The organism is Kocuria sp. LUK (genome assembly GCF_021012935.1).
GTDB lineage: Bacteria > Actinomycetota > Actinomycetes > Actinomycetales > Micrococcaceae > Kocuria > Kocuria flava.
The window spans coordinates 165,205-183,708 of the sequence record NZ_JAJMZI010000004.1 but is presented as its reverse complement, the minus strand read 5'-3'; the positions used below and the strand labels follow the sequence as shown (position 1 = coordinate 183,708).

General features: G+C 74.8%; 17 protein-coding genes. 3 read left to right on the top strand and 14 right to left on the bottom strand.

The features are described from left to right. Positions 1-2: 2 nt before the first annotated feature. Positions 3-1,418: an amidase gene (locus tag LQU92_RS08780; protein ID WP_230779943.1), complete on the bottom strand. Its 1,416-nt coding sequence runs from the start codon at positions 1,416-1,418 to the stop codon at positions 3-5. Positions 1,419-1,731: 313 nt separating this feature from the next. Here LQU92_RS08780 and LQU92_RS08775 point away from each other — a divergent pair, with 313 nt between their 5' ends. Then, the gene (locus tag LQU92_RS08775) at positions 1,732-2,394 is read left to right on the top strand and encodes a GntR family transcriptional regulator (protein WP_101851540.1); all 663 of its coding nucleotides are present in this window, start codon (positions 1,732-1,734) and stop codon (positions 2,392-2,394) included. Positions 2,395-2,511: 117 nt separating this feature from the next. Here LQU92_RS08775 and LQU92_RS08770 read toward each other — a convergent pair whose 3' ends face one another. From LQU92_RS08770 to LQU92_RS08760, 3 genes are read right to left on the bottom strand one after another with little or no spacing between them, the layout of a single operon-like run. Beyond that, on the bottom strand, positions 2,512-4,002 hold the full coding sequence (locus tag LQU92_RS08770; protein ID WP_230779942.1) for an NAD-dependent succinate-semialdehyde dehydrogenase: 1,491 nt from the start codon (positions 4,000-4,002) through the stop codon (positions 2,512-2,514). Next, on the bottom strand, positions 3,999-7,091 hold the full coding sequence (locus LQU92_RS08765; RefSeq protein WP_230779939.1) for an FAD-binding and (Fe-S)-binding domain-containing protein: 3,093 nt from the start codon (positions 7,089-7,091) through the stop codon (positions 3,999-4,001). Before LQU92_RS08765 ends, LQU92_RS08770 begins: the two co-directional genes overlap by 4 nt. 8 nt (positions 7,092-7,099) lie before the next feature. Beyond that, positions 7,100-8,377 (bottom strand): aspartate aminotransferase family protein, encoded by a 1,278-nt coding sequence (locus LQU92_RS08760; protein ID WP_230779937.1) that lies wholly within the window; start codon positions 8,375-8,377, stop codon positions 7,100-7,102. A gap of 65 nt (positions 8,378-8,442) precedes the next feature. On the opposite strand from LQU92_RS08760, the gene LQU92_RS08755 reads away from it, so the two are divergent. Further along, on the top strand, positions 8,443-9,444 hold the full coding sequence (locus tag LQU92_RS08755) for a D-2-hydroxyacid dehydrogenase (RefSeq protein ID WP_230779935.1): 1,002 nt from the start codon (positions 8,443-8,445) through the stop codon (positions 9,442-9,444). Between the two features lie 33 nt (positions 9,445-9,477). Here LQU92_RS08755 and LQU92_RS08750 read toward each other — a convergent pair whose 3' ends face one another. Next, positions 9,478-9,981 (bottom strand): DUF3830 family protein, encoded by a 504-nt coding sequence (locus LQU92_RS08750; protein WP_101851535.1) that lies wholly within the window; start codon positions 9,979-9,981, stop codon positions 9,478-9,480. A gap of 121 nt (positions 9,982-10,102) precedes the next feature. On the opposite strand from LQU92_RS08750, the gene LQU92_RS08745 reads away from it, so the two are divergent. Continuing rightward, complete coding sequence (locus LQU92_RS08745; RefSeq protein WP_230779934.1) at positions 10,103-10,813, top strand: maleate cis-trans isomerase; 711 nt, start codon at positions 10,103-10,105, stop codon at positions 10,811-10,813. 89 nt (positions 10,814-10,902) lie between these two features. On the opposite strand, the gene LQU92_RS08740 is transcribed toward LQU92_RS08745, so the two are convergent. The 9 genes from LQU92_RS08740 to LQU92_RS08700 all read right to left on the bottom strand — a co-directional run bounded on the left by LQU92_RS08740 (position 10,903) and on the right by LQU92_RS08700 (position 18,452). Next, positions 10,903-11,658 (bottom strand): aspartate/glutamate racemase family protein, encoded by a 756-nt coding sequence (locus tag LQU92_RS08740; protein ID WP_101851533.1) that lies wholly within the window; start codon positions 11,656-11,658, stop codon positions 10,903-10,905. Between the two features lie 133 nt (positions 11,659-11,791). Then, positions 11,792-12,211 (bottom strand): DUF3151 domain-containing protein, encoded by a 420-nt coding sequence (locus LQU92_RS08735; protein ID WP_101851532.1) that lies wholly within the window; start codon positions 12,209-12,211, stop codon positions 11,792-11,794. Positions 12,212-12,322: 111 nt separating this feature from the next. After that, positions 12,323-13,345: a class II fructose-bisphosphate aldolase gene (fbaA, locus tag LQU92_RS08730; RefSeq protein ID WP_230779932.1), complete on the bottom strand. Its 1,023-nt coding sequence runs from the start codon at positions 13,343-13,345 to the stop codon at positions 12,323-12,325. Between the two features lie 82 nt (positions 13,346-13,427). Further along, complete coding sequence (locus LQU92_RS08725) at positions 13,428-14,063, bottom strand: TrmH family RNA methyltransferase (protein WP_101851530.1); 636 nt, start codon at positions 14,061-14,063, stop codon at positions 13,428-13,430. Next, positions 14,056-14,637 carry an orotate phosphoribosyltransferase gene (gene pyrE / locus LQU92_RS08720; protein ID WP_230779930.1) on the bottom strand — a complete coding sequence of 194 codons (582 nt, stop codon included), beginning with the start codon at positions 14,635-14,637 and terminating at the stop codon, positions 14,056-14,058. The genes LQU92_RS08725 and pyrE overlap by 8 nt, the downstream gene beginning before the upstream one ends. Before the next feature lie 100 nt (positions 14,638-14,737). Continuing rightward, the gene (locus LQU92_RS08715; RefSeq protein WP_058857332.1) at positions 14,738-15,496 is read right to left on the bottom strand and encodes an SDR family NAD(P)-dependent oxidoreductase; all 759 of its coding nucleotides are present in this window, start codon (positions 15,494-15,496) and stop codon (positions 14,738-14,740) included. 30 nt (positions 15,497-15,526) lie between these two features. Further along, complete coding sequence (locus LQU92_RS08710) at positions 15,527-16,735, bottom strand: acyl-CoA dehydrogenase family protein (RefSeq protein WP_230779927.1); 1,209 nt, start codon at positions 16,733-16,735, stop codon at positions 15,527-15,529. Between the two features lie 107 nt (positions 16,736-16,842). After that, positions 16,843-17,553, bottom strand: a complete 711-nt coding sequence (locus tag LQU92_RS08705; protein ID WP_230779924.1) for an ATP-binding cassette domain-containing protein — start codon at positions 17,551-17,553, stop codon at positions 16,843-16,845. After that, positions 17,550-18,452, bottom strand: a complete 903-nt coding sequence (locus tag LQU92_RS08700) for an ABC transporter permease (RefSeq protein ID WP_230780380.1) — start codon at positions 18,450-18,452, stop codon at positions 17,550-17,552. Before LQU92_RS08700 ends, LQU92_RS08705 begins: the two co-directional genes overlap by 4 nt. Between the last annotated feature and the right edge of the window lie 52 nt (positions 18,453-18,504).

Genomic DNA, 18,504 nt, shown 5'->3' with positions numbered 1-18,504 from the left:
GCTCAGCCACGGCCGGCCACCGCCCGGGCCGGGCGCCGCGTCCCCCAGTCGACGGCCTGCTCGTAGGCCTGCGCCGCGCGCAGCACCGTCCGGTCCGCGTGGCGGGGGCCGACGACCTGCAGCCCGGCGGGGAGGCCTGCCTCCGTGAAGCCGCAGGGCACGCTCACCGCCGGCTGCTGGGTCATGTTGAAGGGGTAGGTGTACGGGGTCCAGCTGGTCCAGTCCCGGGAGTGCCAGCCCTCGGGCACGTCGCGGTCCCGGGGGAAGGCGGGGATCGGCAGGGTGGGGGTGAGCAGCAGGTCGTAGGTCTCGTGGAAGCGGCCCATGGTCACGCCCAGGTCCATCCGCACCGCGGTGGCGTCGAGGAAGTCGGAGGCACTGATCTCCCCCAGCTCCTCGATGCTGCGGCGCAGCCCCGGGTCGACCCGGTCCATCGCGCCGGGACCGTAGCCCTCGAGGACCTTGGCCGCACCGGCGAACCACAGGACGTGGAACGCCTCGACGGGGTCCTCGATGCCGGGGGCCACCTCCTCGACCACGGCACCGAGCTCCTCGAAGGCCCCGGCGGCGGCCCGGACCAGCCGGTCGATCTCCGGGTCGTTGCGCCCGAAGCCCAGCGTCGGCGAGAAGGCGATGCGCAGCCCGCGCACCCCGTCCTCGAGCCCGTCCAGGAAGGAGCCCGTGGGGGTCGGCAGCGCGGACCAGTCCCGGGAGTCGAAGCCCGTGATGACGTCCAGCAGCAGGGCGGCGTCGGCCACGGTGCGGGTCATCGGACCGGCGTGGGCCAACGTGCCGAACGGGCTCGCCGGGAACATGGGGACGAGGCCGTAGGTGGGCTTGAGCGCCACCGTGCCCGTGAAGGCGGCCGGGATGCGGACCGAGCCGCCGCCGTCCGTGCCCACCGACCACGGGCCCATGCCCGTGCCCACAGCGGTCGCGCTGCCGCCGCTGGAGCCGCCCGAGGTCAGCTCGGCGTTCCACGGGTTGCCGGTCGAGCCGTGGCGCAGGGAGTCGGTGACGCCCTTCCACGCGAACTCGGGCGTGGTCGTCTTGCCCAGGAGCACGGCGCCGGTCTCCCGCAGCCGGGCCACGCAGGGGGCGTCCTCCTCCCACGGGCGGTCGGCGTCGATCAGCCGGGTCCCCCTCAGGGTCGGCCGGCCCCGGGTGTAGAAGATGTCCTTGACGGACGTGGGCACGCCGTCGCCGGGGCCCAGCGGCTCCCCGGCCCGCCAGCGCCTCTCCGACGCCTCGGCCGCCTGCAGCGCCTGCTCCCCGTCGACGGAGACGAAGGCGTTGACGGTGCCGTCGAGGTCGTCGACGGCCTGCAGGGCGGCCCGCGCGGCGTCGACCGGGGAGAGGCTGCCGCTGCGGTAGCCCTCCAGCAGCTCCAGTGCCGTGAGGTCGGTCAGATCGCTCATGTGCTCTCCCTGTCGTCGCAGCCCTCGGCCGGCACCCTGCGCCCCGGTCCCCGGACCTCGGGGCCCTCCGCGGCTGCTCCGCACGGGGCGGGCGGTGTGCCGCCCGGAGACCACCCGATGTCGTCCGATTGTCTACAACTGGAGCATAGGGGTCGAGTGTGATCCAGGCAACACCGTGCCGGCACATGTCAGCCCGGCGCCGTTGCCCGCGCCGGAGCGGGCCGACCACCCGGAGGTGCCGTCACCCCCGGCCGACTGAGGGTATGATTGTGGACAATCTTCACTTTCCGCGGTTCGCACGGCCGGAGGCACGATGACCAGTCCCACGCTCCATCCGGTGGTCCAGGAGACCACCCCCGCCCTCATCGCACGGCAGCTGCGCCGGGCCGTCGGCGAGGGCGAGCTCGCCCCGGGGCAGCAGCTGAACGAGGCCGAGCTCAGCCGCCGGCTGGGGGTCAGCCGCGGCCCCCTGCGGGAGGCCATGCAGCGGCTCACCCAGGAGGGTCTGCTGGTCAGCATCCGGAACCGGGGCGTGTTCGTCATCGAGGTGACCGACGACGACGTGCGGGACATGTACCTGGCCCGCACGGCCGTGGAGCGGGCCGCGGCGGCGCGGGCCATCGAGGTCGACGGCGCGCACGCCGGCGCCCGCCTGGCCGAGGTGGTCGGGACCATGGCCGAGGCGGTCGCGCGCGACGACGCCGACGCCCTCACCGAGGCGGACCTGGAGTTCCACTCGCTGCTGGTGGCCCTGGCCGGCAGCCCCCGGCTCTCCCGGATGCACACGACCCTCATGGTCGAGACCCGCATGTGCATCACGGCCCTCGAGGACCGCTACGCCTCCCACTCCTTCCGGCTGGAGGAGCACCGGGAGATCGCCGAGGCGGTCGGGCGGTGCGACACCGCCCACGTCGACCGGTTGCTGCTGGAGCACATGGAGGACGCCGTCGGTCGGCTCCGGCCCGCCGAGGCCTGATCCCCGGCCCGGTGCCCGCGGGTGCTCCGCCCCGGCGGAGCGTGGGCACGGGAGAGCCCCCGGAGGACCGGAGCGGTCCACCGGGGGCTCTCCCGGCGCGTGCACCGGGCACCGGTCTCAGCTGCGGGGCACGGCCATGTACTTGTACTCGAGGAACTCCTCGATCCCCACGCGCCCGCCCTCGCGGCCCAGGCCGGAGGCCTTGACCCCGCCGAAGGGCGCCGCGGGGTTGGAGACGATGCCGGTGTTGAGTCCGAGCATGCCGACCTCGAGGGCCTCACCCACCCGGAAGCCGCGGTCGACGTCCTGGGTGAAGAGGTAGCCCACCAGGCCCCACGGGGTGTCGTTGGCCATGCGCACGACCTCCTCCTCCGTGTCGAACGGGATCACGGGGGCCACCGGGCCGAAGATCTCCTCGCTCATGAGCTGGGCCGAGGGATCGACGTCGGACAGGACCGTCGGCGCGTAGAAGTACCCCGCGCGGTCCGGGCGGGAGCCGCCGCAGACCACCGTGGCGCCCTTGGACACCGCGTCGTCCACCAGCTCCTGGACCTTGGTGAGCGCCTTCTCCTCGACGAGCGGACCGACGTCGGTGCCGTCCTGCGCGCCGTCGCCCACGGCGAGGGAGCCCAGGCGCGCGGCGAGGCGCTCGGAGAACTCGCCGGCGATCGAGCGCTGCACGAAGAGCCGGTTGGCCGCGGTGCAGGCCTCGCCCATGTTGCGCATCTTCGCCGCGACGGCGCCCTCCACGGCGCGGTCGAGGTCCGCGTCCTCGAAGACGATGAACGGGGCGTTGCCGCCCAGCTCCATGGAGGAGCGCATGACGTGCTGGGCGGCCTGCTCGAGCAGGCGCACGCCCACCTCGGTGGAGCCGGTGAAGCTGATCTTGCGGGCGATCCCGGACGACATCCACGGGCCCACGACGGAGGAGGCCTTGGAGGTGCACACGACGTTGAGCACGCCCGCGGGCAGCCCGGCCTCCACGAGGATGTCCACCAGGGCCAGGGAGGACAGTGGCGTGAGGTTCGCCGGCTTGAAGACCATGGTGCAGCCGGCGGCGATGGCGGGGCCGATCTTGCGGGTGCCCATGGCCAGCGGGAAGTTCCAGGGCGTGACCAGCACGCACGGGCCCACCGGCTCCTTGGAGACGAGGATCCGGTTCTTCCCGTCCCCGGTGGTGGTGTGGTCGCCGCCGATGCGCACGGCCTCCTCGGAGAACCAGCGGAAGAACTCGGCGGCGTAGGCCACCTCGCCCCTGGCCTCGGCGAAGGGCTTGCCCATCTCCGTGGTCATGACCAGGGCCAGCTCGTCCTGACGCTCCATGATGAGCTCGTAGGCCCGGCGCAGGATCTCGCTGCGCTCCCGGGGCGCCGTGCGCGCCCACTCCTTCTGGGTCCGCCCGGCGGTCTCGATGGCGCGCCGGGCGTCCTCGGCGCCGCCGTCGGCGACCGTGGCGACGACCTCCTCGGTGGCGGGGTTGACGACGTCGAAGCGCGCGCCGGATGCGGCCTCGCACCACTGCCCGTCGATGAACAGGCCGGTGCTGACCTTCCCGACGGCGTCGAGCGCCTGCTGGGAGGTGCGAGAGGTGTTGACGCTGGCGGTCATGGGGTGTCCTCTTTCTGGGTCGTGGACGAGGTGTCGGTGGGAGCCGGCCCCCGGTGCCGTTCGGGGGACCGGCCCGGGTCCAGGATCTGGGCCAGGTGCAGACCCGGCCGGGCGGGATCGAGGTGGTCGACCTGCATGGCGCAGGAGAAGCCGTCGGTGAGCACTGCGGTCTCCCGCCCGGTGCCGCGCAGCGCCGGGGCCAGGGCGTTCTCGGCCACCTGCATGCTGACCTCGTAGTGCTGCTTCTCGAAGCCGAAGTTGCCGGCCACGCCGCAGCAGCCCGTGGCGTCGACGACCTCGGGCACCCCGGCCGCCGCGAGCGCGGCCCGCTGCGTGCCGGCGCCGAAGACCGAGTACTCGTGGCAGTGGGTCTGCAGCACCACCCGCTGCGGCAGCGGACCGGCCGGGGCGGGACGCCATCCCGCGGCGGCGCGCTCGCCCGCGTGGGCGGCGAAGCTGCGCACGCGGGCCGCGACCCGTCGCGCCTGGTCCGTGGGGACGAGTTCCGGCATGTCCTTCCGCAGGGCGGCGGCGCAGCTGGGCTCCACGACCACGATCGGCCGGTCGGTGCCGTCGTCGAGCACCGCGGCGGCGTGGGACAGCAGCCTCTTTGCGGTGCCGAGCTGGCCGGTGGAGATCCAGGTGAGCCCGCAGCACGCGTCCGCCGCGCACTCCACCGCCTCACCGGAGTCGGTCAGGACGCGCGCGGCGGCACCGGCCACCTCGGGGCGGAAGCCCCGGGTGAAGGTGTCCACGAACAGCACCGCCGAGCCGTCCCCGGGTGCGGGGCCGCCGGTCGCGGCCGCGACCTCGCGGCGCCACTCCCCCGCCCCGGCGAAGCGCGGCAGCGCGCGCCGGGTGGTCAGTCCGCCGACGGCCGCCGCGACCTTGCCGAGGGGGGTGGCCAGCACGGCGTTGACCAGCGGGGCGATCCGGCCGGTGAGCCTCAGCCACCGCGGCAGCCAGCCCAGGGAGACGTGGGACAGCGGCCGGAGCCTGCCGCGGTAGTAGTGGTCGAAGAACTCTGACTTGTAGGTGGCCATGTCCACGCCGGCCGGGCAGTCGGTGGCGCAGGCCTTGCAGGACAGGCACAGGTCCAGGACCTCGCGCACCTCCTCGGAGCGCCACCCCTCCTGCACGGTGGCCGCACCGCGGACCATGTCCTGGAGCACGCGGGCGCGGCCCCGGGTGGAGTCCTTCTCGTCCCGGGTGGCCCGGTAGCTGGGGCACATCACGCCGCCGGTGTCCGCGCGGCAGCGGCCCACGCCGATGCAGCCCTGCACGGCGTGCACCCAGGGGTCCGTCCCGGCGCCGGAGGCGGTGGCCGGGTCGTCGGTCTCCGCGAGGGAGCCGCCGTGGCCGCCGATCGGGCGCAGGTCGAAGCTCGTGCGCCACTCCCGCGCCGGCACCCCCTCCAGGGCCAGGTGGGCGTCCATCGGGTCCGGTGCCGTCATGGAGCCGGGGTTGAGGATCCCGGACGGGTCCCACAGCCGCCGGTACCGGGCGAAGGCCGCGAGCACGACCGGGGAGTACATGATCGGCAGCAGCTCCGACCGCGCCCGCCCGTCCCCGTGCTCGCCGGACAGCGACCCGCCGTGGCGGACCACCAGCTCGGCGGCCTCGCGCGTGAAGCGGCGGAAGACCTCCCGTCCGGCCCCGGTGCGCAGGTCGAAGGTGATGCGGATGTGCATGCACCCCGCGCCGAAGTGCCCGTACATCACGCCGTCGAGGCCGTGCTCGGCCAGCAGGGCGCGCAGGTCGGCCAGGTAGTCCGCGAGGTCCTCCGGGGCCACCGCGGAGTCCTCCCAGCCGGGCCACGACTCACCGCCGGAGGCCAGGCGGGAGGACAGGCCCGCCCCGTCCTCGCGCACGCGCCACAGGGAGGCGCGCGCCACGGGGTCCGGCACGGCCCGGCCCTCGACGAGCCGCCCGTTCCCGGCCAGCCGCTCGAGCAGCCGCTCGGCCTGCTCCGCCACGGTCCCCGGGTCGTCCCCGTCCAGGTCCACGAACAGCCAGGCCCGTCCGGCGGGCAGGCCCAGGACCGAGTCCGCCCCGCGCCGGAACCGCATGGTCTCCACGATGGCCTCGTCGGTGCCCTCCACGGCAGCCGGCGAGAACTCCAGGATCGTGGGCACGTCGCGCGCGGCGTCGACGACGTCCTCGTAGCCCAGACAGACCAGCAGCGCGCTGGCCGGCCTGGGCACGAGCTTCATCCGGGCACCCACGACGACCGCGCACGTGCCCTCGGAGCCCACCAGGGCCCGGGCCACGTCGAACTTCTTCTCGGGCAGGAGGTTCTGCAGGTGGTACCCGGAGACCTGGCGCTGGATCCGCCCCAGTTCCAGGCGGAACGCGGCCAGGTTCTCGTGGGCCAGGCCGCGCAGGGACTCCGCCAGCTGCGCGGCACGGGCTGCGGACACCTCGTCGTCCGGGTCGGTGGCGCGCAGCCCCGTGCTCGTGGCGGTGAGGCGGGCCCCGTCCGAGGTGACGACGTCGATCTCCGCCACGTGGTCGGAGGTGCGGCCGTAGCGCACGGAGTGGTTGCCGCACGCGTCGTTGCCGATGGCCCCGCCGACCGTGGCGCGGTTCTTCGAGGAGGGGTCCGGCGCGAAGGTGGCGCGCCTGCCGGTGGCGGCCTCCACCTCCCGGGTGAGGTCCGAGAGCACCACGCCCGGCTCCACGTCGACGGTGCCCGCGGCCTCGTCCACGGTGCGGATCCGGTTCATGTAGCGGGAGAGGTCGAGCACCACCCCGGGGCCCACGGCGTTGCCGGCCATGGAGGTGCCCCCGCCCCGCACGGTCAGCGGCGTGCCGGTCTCCCGGCACGCCGCCACCGTCCCGACCACGTCGTCGACGGTGCGCGGGAACACCACCGCCACCGGGGCGACCCGGTAGTTCGAGGCGTCGTAGGCGTACTCGGCCAGCCGGCGCGGCGCGGCGTCGGCGGCCACGCCGACGGCCGCCAGCCGCGCCAGCACGGCGGGCTCCGCCGAGGCCTGCTCGCGCGCGGCGACGGCCTGGGCGTCCGCGGTCTTCGCGTCGGCGACCGCGCGGTCCGCCGTCGTGGGCTCGGAGGTGCCGGGGTTCATGGTGTCCTTCAGGATCCGGTGGCGGTGGTGACGGCCTCGGTGACGACGGCGACGGCGGCCTCGAAGCGCTCCAGGCCGGTGGCGATCTCCTCGGCCGTGACCACCAGGGGCGGGATGAGCCGGACCACGTTGCCCGCGGGGCCGCAGGTGAGGGTCAGCATCTCCTGCTCCGTGGTGGCCTGCTGGACGGCGGCGGCCGTCCGGGCGTCCGGGGAGCCGTCCTCGGCGGTGAACTCGATGCCCAGCATCAGGCCGCGGCCGCGGACGTCGCCGATCACCGGGAAGCGCTCCTGGATCTCCTCGACCCCGGCCTTCAGCTGCTCGCCGCGCACGCGCGAGTTCTCCACGAGGCCCTCCTCCTCGACGACCTCGAGGGTGGCCACGCCCGCGGCGGCGGAGACGGCGTTGCCGCCGTAGGTGCCGCCCTGGGAGCCCGGCCACGCCTTGGACATGGTCTCCGTGGAGGCCGCGATGGCCGAGATGGGGAAGCCGGAGGCGATGCCCTTGGCCGTGACGAGGATGTCGGGAGTGACGTTGGAGTACTGGTGGCCCCAGAACTTCCCGGTGCGCCCCACGCCGGCCTGGACCTCGTCGAAGACGAGCTGGATGCCGTGGCGGTCGGCGCGCTCGCGCAGCCCGTCCATGAACGCCCCGGGGGTGGGCAGGTAGCCGCCGTCGCCGAGGGCCGGCTCGATGAGGAACGCCGCGGTGTCGGCGGGCGCGGTGCGGGTCTGCAGCAGGTAGTCGAGCTCCCGCAGGGCGAAGTCCACGGCGGTGGCCTCGTCCCAGCCGTAGCGGTAGGCGTACGGGAAGGCGGACATGTGCACGCCGGCCATCAGGGGCGCGAAGCCGGCGGAGAACTTGGTGCCGGCCGTGGTGAGGGACGCGGCGGCGACGGTGCGGCCGTGGAAGCCGCCCTGGAAGACGACGATGTTGGGCCGGCCGGTGGCCATGCGCGCCAGGCGGACCGCGGCCTCGACGGCCTCGGAGCCGGAGTTCGCGTAGAACACGGAGTCCAGTCCCGCGGGCAGCACCTCGCCCAGCTTCTCGGTCAGCGCCAGCAGGGGCTGGTGCATGACGGTGGTGTACTGCGCGTGGATGATCCTGCCCACCTGCTCCCGGGCGGCGGCCACGACCTTCGGGTGGCAGTGCCCCGTGCTCGTCACGCCGATGCCGGTGGTGAAGTCGAGGTAGGACCGGCCGTCGGTGCCGTGGATCCAGCTGCCCTGCGCGTGGTCCACGACCACGGGGGTCGCCTGCTTGAGAACGGGGCTGAGAGATGTCATGGCTCACATTCTTCCGACGCGATCGACTTATTGTCAACAATATTCAGGAGTCCTAGAGTGGACCCATGGACCAGACCGCACCGCCACAGCCTTCTCGGCGCCGCCCGAAGCTCGTCGTGCTCACGGCACCCGGCACGAGCGCCCCCCACAACGCCGCGGACCTCGAGGAGCAGGCCGACGTGGTCTGGACCGACGCCGAGGGCCTCCCCCGGGCCCTGCCCGGGGCCGAGATCCTGTTCGTGTGGGACTTCTTCTCCCCCGCCCTGCGCGACGCCTGGCCCCACGCCGACTCCCTGGAGTGGGTCCACGTGGCCGCCGCGGGCGTGGACTCCCTGCTCTTCGACGGGCTGCGGTCGTCCCCGGTCCGGGTCACCAACGCCCACGGCGCCTTCGACGGGCCGATCGCAGAGTTCGTCCTGGCCTCCGTCCTGGCCCACGACAAGCAGCTGCACCCGAGCAAGGAGCTGCAGCGCCGCGGGGTCTGGCAGCACCGCGAGCTGCGGCGCACGGCGGGCCGGCACGCCCTGGTCGTGGGCACGGGCGGGATCGGGCGCGCCACGGCCCGGCTGCTGCGGGCCGTGGGCCTGGAGGTCCGCGGCGCCGGGCGCACCGCCCGGGAGGACGACCCGGACTTCGGGACCGTGGTCCCGAGCGCGGAGCTCGCCGAGCACGCCGGGTGGGCGGACCACCTCGTGCTCATCGCGCCGCTGACCGAGGACACCCGCGGCCTGCTGGGGGCCGACGTGCTGGCCCGGATGAAGCCCACGGCCCACGTCGTGAACGTCGGCCGGGGCGCGCTCGTGGACGAACCGGCCCTGGTCCGGGCCCTGCAGAGCAACGGGATCGCCGCCGCGTCGCTCGACGTCTTCGCCGAGGAGCCGCTGCCCGTTGCTCACCCGTTCTGGCGCATGGACAACGTGCACGTGTCCGCCCACATGAGCGGCGACGTCGTGGGCTGGCGGGACACACTGGCGGACCAGTTCGCACAGAACCTCGCCCGCTGGTGCGCGGGCGAGGACCTGGTCAACCAGGTGGACAAGCAGCTGGGCTACGTGCGGCGGGGCTGAGGTCCGGCCCCGCCGCACGCCCCGCCCCGCGCCTCAGGCGCCCTCGGCGCGCGCGAAGCTCAGGGTCTCGCCGCGCGCTCCGCCCATCCAGACGTCCTGGCACGCGGCGGCGAGCTCCTCGAGCCCCTCCTCGATCGTCGCGAAGACGTTGCCGGGCACCCACCCCACGTCCCCGTTGACGAGGAGGTTGTTGCGGCCGTAGAAGACGGCGAGGTCGATGAGCAGCCGGTTCTCGGTCGTGCCCGCCGAGGCCTCGTAGCCGTAGGCGGGGTTGTCGAGCACCCCCTCGAAGGTGAAGTAGCACAGGTCGCCGGGGATGGGCGTGATGGTCTGGTTCTCCGGGCCCGGCTCCTCGTCGGCGAAGGCGGGCACGAGGGCATAGATCTCGTTGCGGGCGAACTTCCCGTGGAACACCTGCCCGGACTGGGGCAGCGCCTGCCAGACGGCCTCCGCCGTGCGCGGGGCGGCGTCGTCGAGCAGGCGGGCCCGGGCGGTGACACCGCGCTTCTCCAGGGTGATGGTGAGGTACCGGGTCATGGAGGGTCTCCGTTCGGGTGGGGGTGCGGGCACCGGGGCACGGCGCCCTATGATTGTCGACAATCCAACTGTAAGCTTTTTGCTGAGACCTGCAACACACCACGAAGGGGCCGCCGCCATCATGACCACCGTCGCCATCCTGTACCCCGGTCACAGCGCGGAGGACGAGTTCCCCGCCCTCGAGAAGCTCGTCCCGGAGGCCTCCTTCCCGGTGATCCACACCTGGGAGGGCAGCACGGACCACGACGTCGAGGCGCTGCTGACCCTGGGCTCCCGCGAGAACCTGGCCCCCTCCGCCGAGAGGGCCCGCGGCCTGTCCCCCGACGCCGCCATGTGGGCCTGCACCTCCGGCAGCTTCGTCTACGGCCGGGACGGCTGCCGGGAGCAGGCCGGGTGGGTCGAGAAGGCGGCCGGCGTCCCCTCCTCGTCCACCTCCCTGGCCTTCGCCGAGGCGGTGCACCACCTGGGCCTGACCAGGGTCGCCGTCGCCGCCACGTACCCGGAGGACGTCGCGGCGCACTTCGTACGGCTCCTGGAGGCCGAGGGCATCACCGTGACGGCCCTGTCCACCTACGACGTCCCCAGCGGCGAGGACGCCGGCCGGCTCGACGCCGAGTGGGTCCTGGCCACGGCCCGCGCCGCCGACCTCGCCGGAGCCCAGGCCCTGCTGATCCCGGACACCGCGCTGCACACGGTCGCCGTGCTGCCCCGGCTCGAGGAGACCCTGGGCATGCCGGTGCTCACGGCCAACCAGGTCACCGCCTGGCACGGCCTCCGGCTGGCCGGCCACCCCGCCTGCGCCGAGGGCCTCGGCGCCCTCTTCGCCGGCTGACACCGGGCCGGCCCCCACGGCCGGCCCGGGCCCGCCCCCACGACGACGGCGCCCCGCGGGGCGCCGTCGTCGTGGGGGCGGGCCTGCGGTCAGGCCGCAGCGGGTCCGGCCGAGCTCAGCCGCTGGTCCTCCGTGACCAGCGGCAGCCCGAGCCGGCGCAGCCCGGCCCACGCCGTGACCTGGTTGGCCGTGAGCACCGGCTTGCCGAGCTCGTCCTCGAGGGCGGCGATGATGTGGAAGGTCGGCAGGTTGGTGCAGGAGACGAAGACGGCCTCCGCGTCGGAGCGGTCGGCCCGCCGGACGAGCTCCGCCGTGGTGGCGTACGGGACGTGCCAGATCAGCCGGTCCAGCCCCAGGCCCGCCGTGCCCACGACCGTGCGCCCGTCGGCCGCGAGGAAGTCCTCGAGCCGGGCCGTCAGCCGCTCGACGTAGGGGGTGGCGATCGCCAGGCGGGTGACCCCCAGCGCGTCCAGCGCCTCGAGCAGGGCCTCCGACGTGGTCACGGCCGGGGCGCCCACCTCCTCCGCGATGGCGGCGGAGATGCGCCGGGCCCCCTCGATCCCGTTCACGAAGCTGCCCGAGGTGCAGGCGAAGACGACCGCCTCCGGCTCGACGGCCGTGAGGCACCGGGCGGTGGAGCGGATCTCCGCGTCGTCGCCCAGCGCGCTGGCCATGATCTCGTCGACCACCATGGGGTGGTGGGGCGTGCGGGCGACGGCCAGCGAGACGTTGTCCGGCATCCAGCGCCACAGCTCCCGGTCGAGCGCCATGTCGTAGGGGTTCACGACGCCGATGACGCGATCCGGGTGCGGGCCTTCTGGAACGAACCTCTGGATGTTGGGCATATCACATGGTCCCACGGTGTCTGATCGTCGACAATCCTCGGCCGGGAGGATGACGTCCGCCCGGCCCGGACGTCCCCCGCCCGGGAACGGCGCCGGCCCGGACGCCGTGGGCGTCCGGGCCGGCGTCGGCGGGTCAGCGGGAGAGCTGCTCCGCGGCGGTGGGGTCGGAGTCGTCGAGGAACTGCTGGATGCGCTCGGCCTCGTCGAGCTCGCCGATCGCGGCGGCGGCCCGGCCGAGGGCGGCGAGGGCCCGCAGGAAGCCGCGGTTGGGCTCGTGGGCGAAGGGGACGGGGCCGTGGCCCTTCCAGCCGTGGCGGCGCAGGGCGTCGAGGCCGCGGTGGTAGCCGACGCGGGCGTAGGCGTAGCCCTCGAGGGTGCGGCCCTCGTCGAGGGCGTCCTCGGCGCACATCGCCCAGGGCAGGGAGGCCTTGGGGAAGCGGGCGGCCAGGTCCTCGGCCTCGTCGCCGGCCTCGAGCCGCGCGCTCAGCGCGGGGTCCTCGCTCAGGAGGGTGGGCTCGGGGCCGTCGAGGAGATTCTTGCCGGCGAGGCTCATGGGTGCGGGTCCTTCCGATCGGTGTCGCGGGGCGGGTGGAACGGGCGACGGCGGCGCCCGTGGCAGGGCGCCGCCGTCGGTGCTCCGCCGGGTGCGGCGGGCGCGGGGGTCCTACTTGACCGAGGTCCCGGCGGAGCCGAGGTTCTCGCAGGCCTCGACCACGCGGGCGGCCATGGACTCCTCGGCGAGGGCGCCCCACACGCGCGGGTCGTACTTCTTCTTGTTGCCGACCTCGCCGTCGATCTTCAGCACGCCGTCGTAGTTGGCGAACATGAAGCCGGCGACGGGACGGGTGAACGCGTACTGGGTGTCGGTGTCCACGTTCATCTTGACCACGCCGTAGGAGACGGCGTCGGCGATCTCCTGGGCGGAGGAGCCGGAGCCGCCGTGGAAGACGAGGTCGAAGGGGCGGTCCTTGCCGATCTTCTGCCCGACCGCGGCCTGGATCTCCTTCAGCAGCTCGGGGCGCAGCTTCACGCCGCCGGGCTTGTAGACGCCGTGGACGTTGCCGAAGGTCAGGGCGGTGAGGTAGCGGCCCTTCTCGCCGGAGCCGAGGGCCTCGACCGTGGCCAGGCCGTCCTCGACGGTGGAGTAGAGCTTCTCGTTGATCTCGTTCTCGACGCCGTCCTCCTCGCCGCCGACCGCGCCGATCTCGACCTCGAGGATGATCTTGGCCTTCGCCGACCGGGCGAGCAGGTCCTGGGCGATCCGCAGGTTCTCGTCGAGCTCGATCGCGGAGCCGTCCCACATGTGGGACTGGAAGATGGGGTCCTCGCCGCGGGCCACGGCCTTCTCGGACTCCTCGAGCAGCGGGAGCACGAAGCCCTCGAGCTTGTCCTGCGGGCAGTGGTCGGTGTGCAGGGCGATGTTGACGTCGTAGTTCTTGGCGACCTCGCGGGCGAAGGCGGCCATCGCGAGCGAGCCGGTGACCATGTCCTTGACGGAGGCCCCGGACCAGTAGGCGGCGCCTCCGGTGGAGGCCTGGATGATGCCGTCCGACCCGGCCTCGGCGAAGCCGCGGATCGCGGCGTTGAGGGTCTGGGAGGAGGTGACGTTGATCGCCGGGTAGGCGAAGCCCTTCTCCTTGGCGCGGTCGATCATCTCGGCGTAGACGTCAGGGGTGGCGATGGGCATGCTGACTCCTTCGGGTCGGGTGTGGCCTGCGCCCCACTCTAGCGGCCCGGTCCGCGGGGGACGACGGGCGCGGCGCGGGGCGTCACGGAACGGTCTGGCCGAAGACGTGGCGGCGGACCCAGGCGTGCATCGCGACCGCGGCCGCCGCGGAGGCGTTGACGGAGCGGGTCGAGCCGAACTGGGCGATGGACAGGGTGGCCTCGGCCGCCGCGTGCATCTGCGGGCTGAGCCCGGGGCCCTCCTGCCCGAAGACCAGCACGCAGCGCTCCGGCAGGTCGTAGGTCTCCAGCGGCCGGGAGTCCGGGAAGTTGTCGACCCCGATCACGGGCAGTCCCTCGGCGCGCGCCCACGCGGTGAACTCCTCGACGCCGCCGTGGTGGCGCACGTGCTGGTAGCGGTCGGTCACCATCGCACCGCGGCGGTTCCAGCGCCGTCGCCCCACGATGTGCACCTCCCGGGCGAGGAAGGCGTTGGCGGTGCGCACCACGGAGCCGATGTTGAGGTCGTGCTGCCAGTTCTCGACGGCGACGTGGAAGGCGTGCCGGCGGGTGTCGAGGTCGGCGACCACGGCCTCCGTGCGCCAGTAGCGGTAGGCGTCGACGACGTTGCGGCGGTCGCCGTGGGCGAGCAGCTCCGGGTCCCAGTGCTCGCCCTCCGGCCACGGGCCCTCCCAGGGGCCGACGCCGACCTCCGGCGCGCCGTCCGGACGGTCAGTCAAGCCCGAGCTCGTCCTTGGTGAAGGCGTGCAGGCAGGGCACGCCGGCGGTGTCCTGGATCCGCTCGGTGGCCCCGGTGAGCCGGTCCACGATCACGGCCACGGCCACGACGTTGGCCCCGGCCCGCTGCAGGGCCTCGACCGCGGTGAGCGCGGAGCCGCCGGTGGTGGAGGTGTCCTCGACGACGACGACGTCGCGGCCCTGCACGCCCGGGCCCTCGACCTGGCGGCCCATCCCGTAGCTCTTCTGGTCCTTGCGGACCACGAACGCGTCCACGGCCCGGCCCCGGTCCCCGGCCGCGTGCATGACGGCGGTGCCGACGGGGTCGGCGCCCATGGTCAGTCCGCCCACGGCGTCGAAGGAGATCCCGGCCTCGTCGAGCATCGCGAGCATCACCTGCCCCACGTAGCGGGAGGCCTCGTGGTGGAGGGTCACCCGGCGCAGGTCCACGTAGTAGTCGGCCTCGATGCCGCTGGCGAGGGTCACCTTCCCGCGCACCACGGCGAGGTCGACGATCAGCTGGCGGAGGCGGTCGCGGGCCGTCGCGAGGTCGACGGGCGAGAAGTCAGTGGTCATGGGCCCAGTCTATGGGGCGCCCCGGGGCGCGGGCGGCGGCGCCCCCGTCCCTCCCGGGAGCCCGCCGCCCCTCGCGCGGCGGGCCCCCGGGAGACGGGGCTCAGCGCGGGGCCATGCGCAGGGCGCCGTCCATCCGCACGGTCGTGCCGTTGAGGTAGTCGTTGTCGAGGAACGCCGCCACGAGCTGCGCGAACTCCCCGGGCCGGCCCAGCCGCCGCGGGAACGGGACCCCCGCCGCGAGGCCGGCCCGGAACTCGTCGCTGACCGTGGCCAGCATGGGGGTCTCGACCACGCCGGGGGCGATGGTGTTCACCCGGATGCCGGCGCTCGCGAGGTCGCGGGCCGCGGTGAGGCCGAGGCTGTGCACCCCGCCCTTGGAGGCCGCGTAGGCGGCCTGCCCCACCTGTCCCTCGAACGCGGCGACGGAGGCGGTGTTGACGACCAGCCCGCGCTGCCCGTCGTCGTCGACGGGGTCGGTCGCGGCGATGTGCTCGGCGGCGAGCGCGAGGACGGTGAAGGTGCCGAGCAGGTTCACGCGCAGCACGGTCTCGAACAGCTCGAGGTCGTGCACGCCCCCGCGTCCCAGCACGCGGGCGGAGGGGGCGATCCCGGCGCAGTTGACGACCGTGCGCAGCGGCCCCTGCCCGGCGGCGGTCTCCACGGCGGCGGCCACGGCGGCGCGGTCGGTGACGTCGGCGGGGGCATAGCGGACCCCGGGCACGTCGGGGGCCCGCTCGAGCGCGGCGGGCAGGTCGAGGCCGGTCACGCGCACGCCGCGGCCGGCGAGCATCGCGGCGGTGGCGGCGCCGAGGCCGGAGGCGGCGCCGGTGACGAGGGCGGAGGTGTCGGTGACGTCCATGCGGGGTCCTTCCGTGCGGCGGGTCGGGGCTCAGATGAAGGCGGAGACGCCGGTGACGGCCCGGCCCACGATCAGGGCGTTGATCTCGTAGGTGCCCTCGTAGGTGTGGATGATCTCGATGTCGGCGAAGACCTTGGCCATCCCGTGCTCGGCGACCACGCCGTTGCCGCCGAGCAGGTTCCGGCCCAGGGCCGCCGACTCGCGGGCGAGGCGGGTCGTGGTGGCCTTCGCGAGCGCGGCCTGGGGCATGTCCAGGCGCCCCTCCTCCTGCAGCCCGGCGATGCGGGCCATCAGCCCCAGGGACGCGGAGGCGTTGCCCAGGATCCGGGCCAGCGGCTCCTGCACGAGCTGGAAGGCGGCCAGGGGCCGGCCGAACTGCCGGCGGGCGAGCGCGTAGTCGCGGGCGATGTCGAAGACCGCGAGCTGGGCGCCGGCGGCCTGCCAGCCGACCCACGCGCGGGAGTTGCGCAGCATCTCGTTGGCGGCGGCGAAGCCGGTGGCCCCCGGCAGGAGGGCCTCGGCCGGGACGCGCACGGCGTCGAGGACGAGGTCGGCGTTCTGCATGATGCGCAGCCCGAGCTTGTCCCCGATCTTCGTGGCGGTGAACCCGGGGCGGTCGGTCTCCACGAGGAAGCCCTTGATCTGCCCGTCGGCGGTGTCGCGGGCCCACACGATGGCGACGTCGGCGACGGTGCCGGCCCCGATCCACCGCTTGGTGCCGGTGAGCACCCAGTCCCCGCCGTCGCGGGTCGCGGTGGCGGACAGGCCTCCGGCGATGTCGGAGCCGTGCTCGGGCTCGGTGAGCGCGAAGGCGCCCAGGGCGCGGAAGGTGCGCAGGGCGGGCAGCCACCGCTGCTTCTGCTCGGGGGAGCCCAGGGCGTCGATCAGCCCGAGGATCAGCTCGTTGTGGATGCCCACGAGGGCGCTCAGGGACACGTCCGCCCGGGCCACCTCGGCGTGGGCGAGGCCGGTGAACAGCCGGGAGGCCCCGGAGAGCTCGAGCTCGCCCAGCCCGTGCTCGGCGAGGGCGGGCAGCAGGTGGGCGGGGAACTCCTCGCGGGTCCAGGGCTCGACGACGGCGGGGCGGATGCGGGTCTGCAGGAACTCGTGCAGGGCCGCGAGCCGTTCCCGCTCGGCGGGCGGCAGGAGGCCGGCGAAGCCGAGCAGGTCGGCGTCGGGGCAGGGGATGCCGGGAGTCTCCGTCACGGACGGGGATTCCCCGCGCAGGACCGGTGTCATGGGGTGTCCTCTCGCCGGACCGCCCGTGCGGGGGGTCTCCCCGGGGGTGCGGGCCGGACAGTGCGTCGGTGCGGTGGGTCGGTGCCACGATCGTACTGTGACCGGGCTCACCGGGCGGGCCGCACCGCCGCGCCGGTCCCGCTCCCCCGGTCCGGCCGGTGGTCCCGGGCCGGGGGCGCCGCCCGTCCGTGCTCGATCCGCAGGCCCGCGCCGGCCAGCGCGGCGACGTCGGCGGGGTCGTGGGTGACGACCACCGCCATCCGGTCGGCGAGCACGCCGGCCAGCAGCCGGCGCAGGGCGGGGGCGGTCTCGGCGTCGAGGGAGGCGAAGGGCTCGTCGAGCAGCAGCAGCCGCGGCTCCGCGGCGAGGGCGCGGGCGAGGGCCACGCGCTGGGCCTGGCCGCCGGAGAGCTCCCCGGGGCGGCGGCGGGCCAGCCCGGTGGCGTCGACCGCGGCCAGCCAGCGCAGGGCGCGCTCGCGGGCCGGGCCGCGGCCGGCCCCGCGGGCGCGGGGGCCGAAGGCGACGTTCTCGAGCACGGACAGGTGCGGGAAGAGCAGGGGGTCCTGGGCCAGCAGGACGATCCCGCGCTCGGGGGCGGGCACCCAGCGGCCGCGGCCGCGGGCGTCGAGGTCGAACAGGACCCGCCCGTCCAGCACGGCCCGGCCGGTGTCGGGCACGAGCAGCCCGGCGGCGACCTCGAGCAGGGAGGACTTGCCCGCGCCGTTGGGCCCGGTCACGGCGAGGGTCTGCCCCGCGGCCACGGTCACGGACAGGTCCAGCCCGCGCCGGGCCACCCGGGCGGTGAGCTCGAGGCTCACCGGCGCTCCCCCGCGGCGGGGTGCGCGCCGTCGGCGGGGGCGCCGGCGGGGTGCGTGCCGTCGGCGGGGTCGCCGGCCGGGGCGCCGTTCCTGCCGGGGCCGCGGGCGGCGCGGAACCGTCCGGGGGCCGAGACGCCGACGACGGCCACGGCCACGACCACCAGCAGCAGGGACAGGGCGACGGCGGCGTCGGGGTCGGTCTCGCGCTGCAGGTAGATCTCCAGGGGCAGGGTGCGGGTGACGCCCTCGAGGCTGCCGGCGAAGGTGAGGGTGGCCCCGAACTCCCCGAGGCTGCGGGCGAAGGCGAGCACGGCCCCCGAGGCGAGCCCGGGCAGCACGAGGGGCAGGGTGACCCGGCGCAGCACCGTGCCGGGACGGGCGCCGAGGGTCGCGGCGACGCGCTCGTAGCGCTCCCCGCCCGTGCGCAGGGCGCCCTCGAGGCTGACCACGAGGAACGGCAGGGACACGAAGGTCTGGGCGAGGACCACGGCGGCGGTGGTGAAGGCGATGCTGATCCCGGCGAGCTCGAGGTGGCGCCCGAGCAGGCCGTTGCGCCCGAAGGTGTAGAGCAGCGCCAGGCCGCCGACGACGGGCGGCAGCACGAGCGGCAGCAGCACGAGCCCGCGCAGCGCGCGCCGGCCGGGGAAGGCCGTGCGCGCCAGCAGCAGCGCGAGGGGCACGCCCAGCAGCACGCACAGCACGGTGCTGGCGGCCGCGGTGCGCAGGCTCAGCCCGAGGGCGTGCAGCGCCGAGGGGGAGCCGATCAGCCCGAGGAAGCCGCTCCAGTCCACGCGGGCGACCATCGCGACCACGGGAAGGACGACGAGCGCCGCGCCCAGCGCCGCGGGCGCCCACAGCCAGCGGGGCACCGCCGTGGCGGCGCGCGGGCGGCGGCGCACCCGCGGCGGGCGCGGGGTCCTCACGGGGGCGGGGGTCGGGGCGGTCACGGCC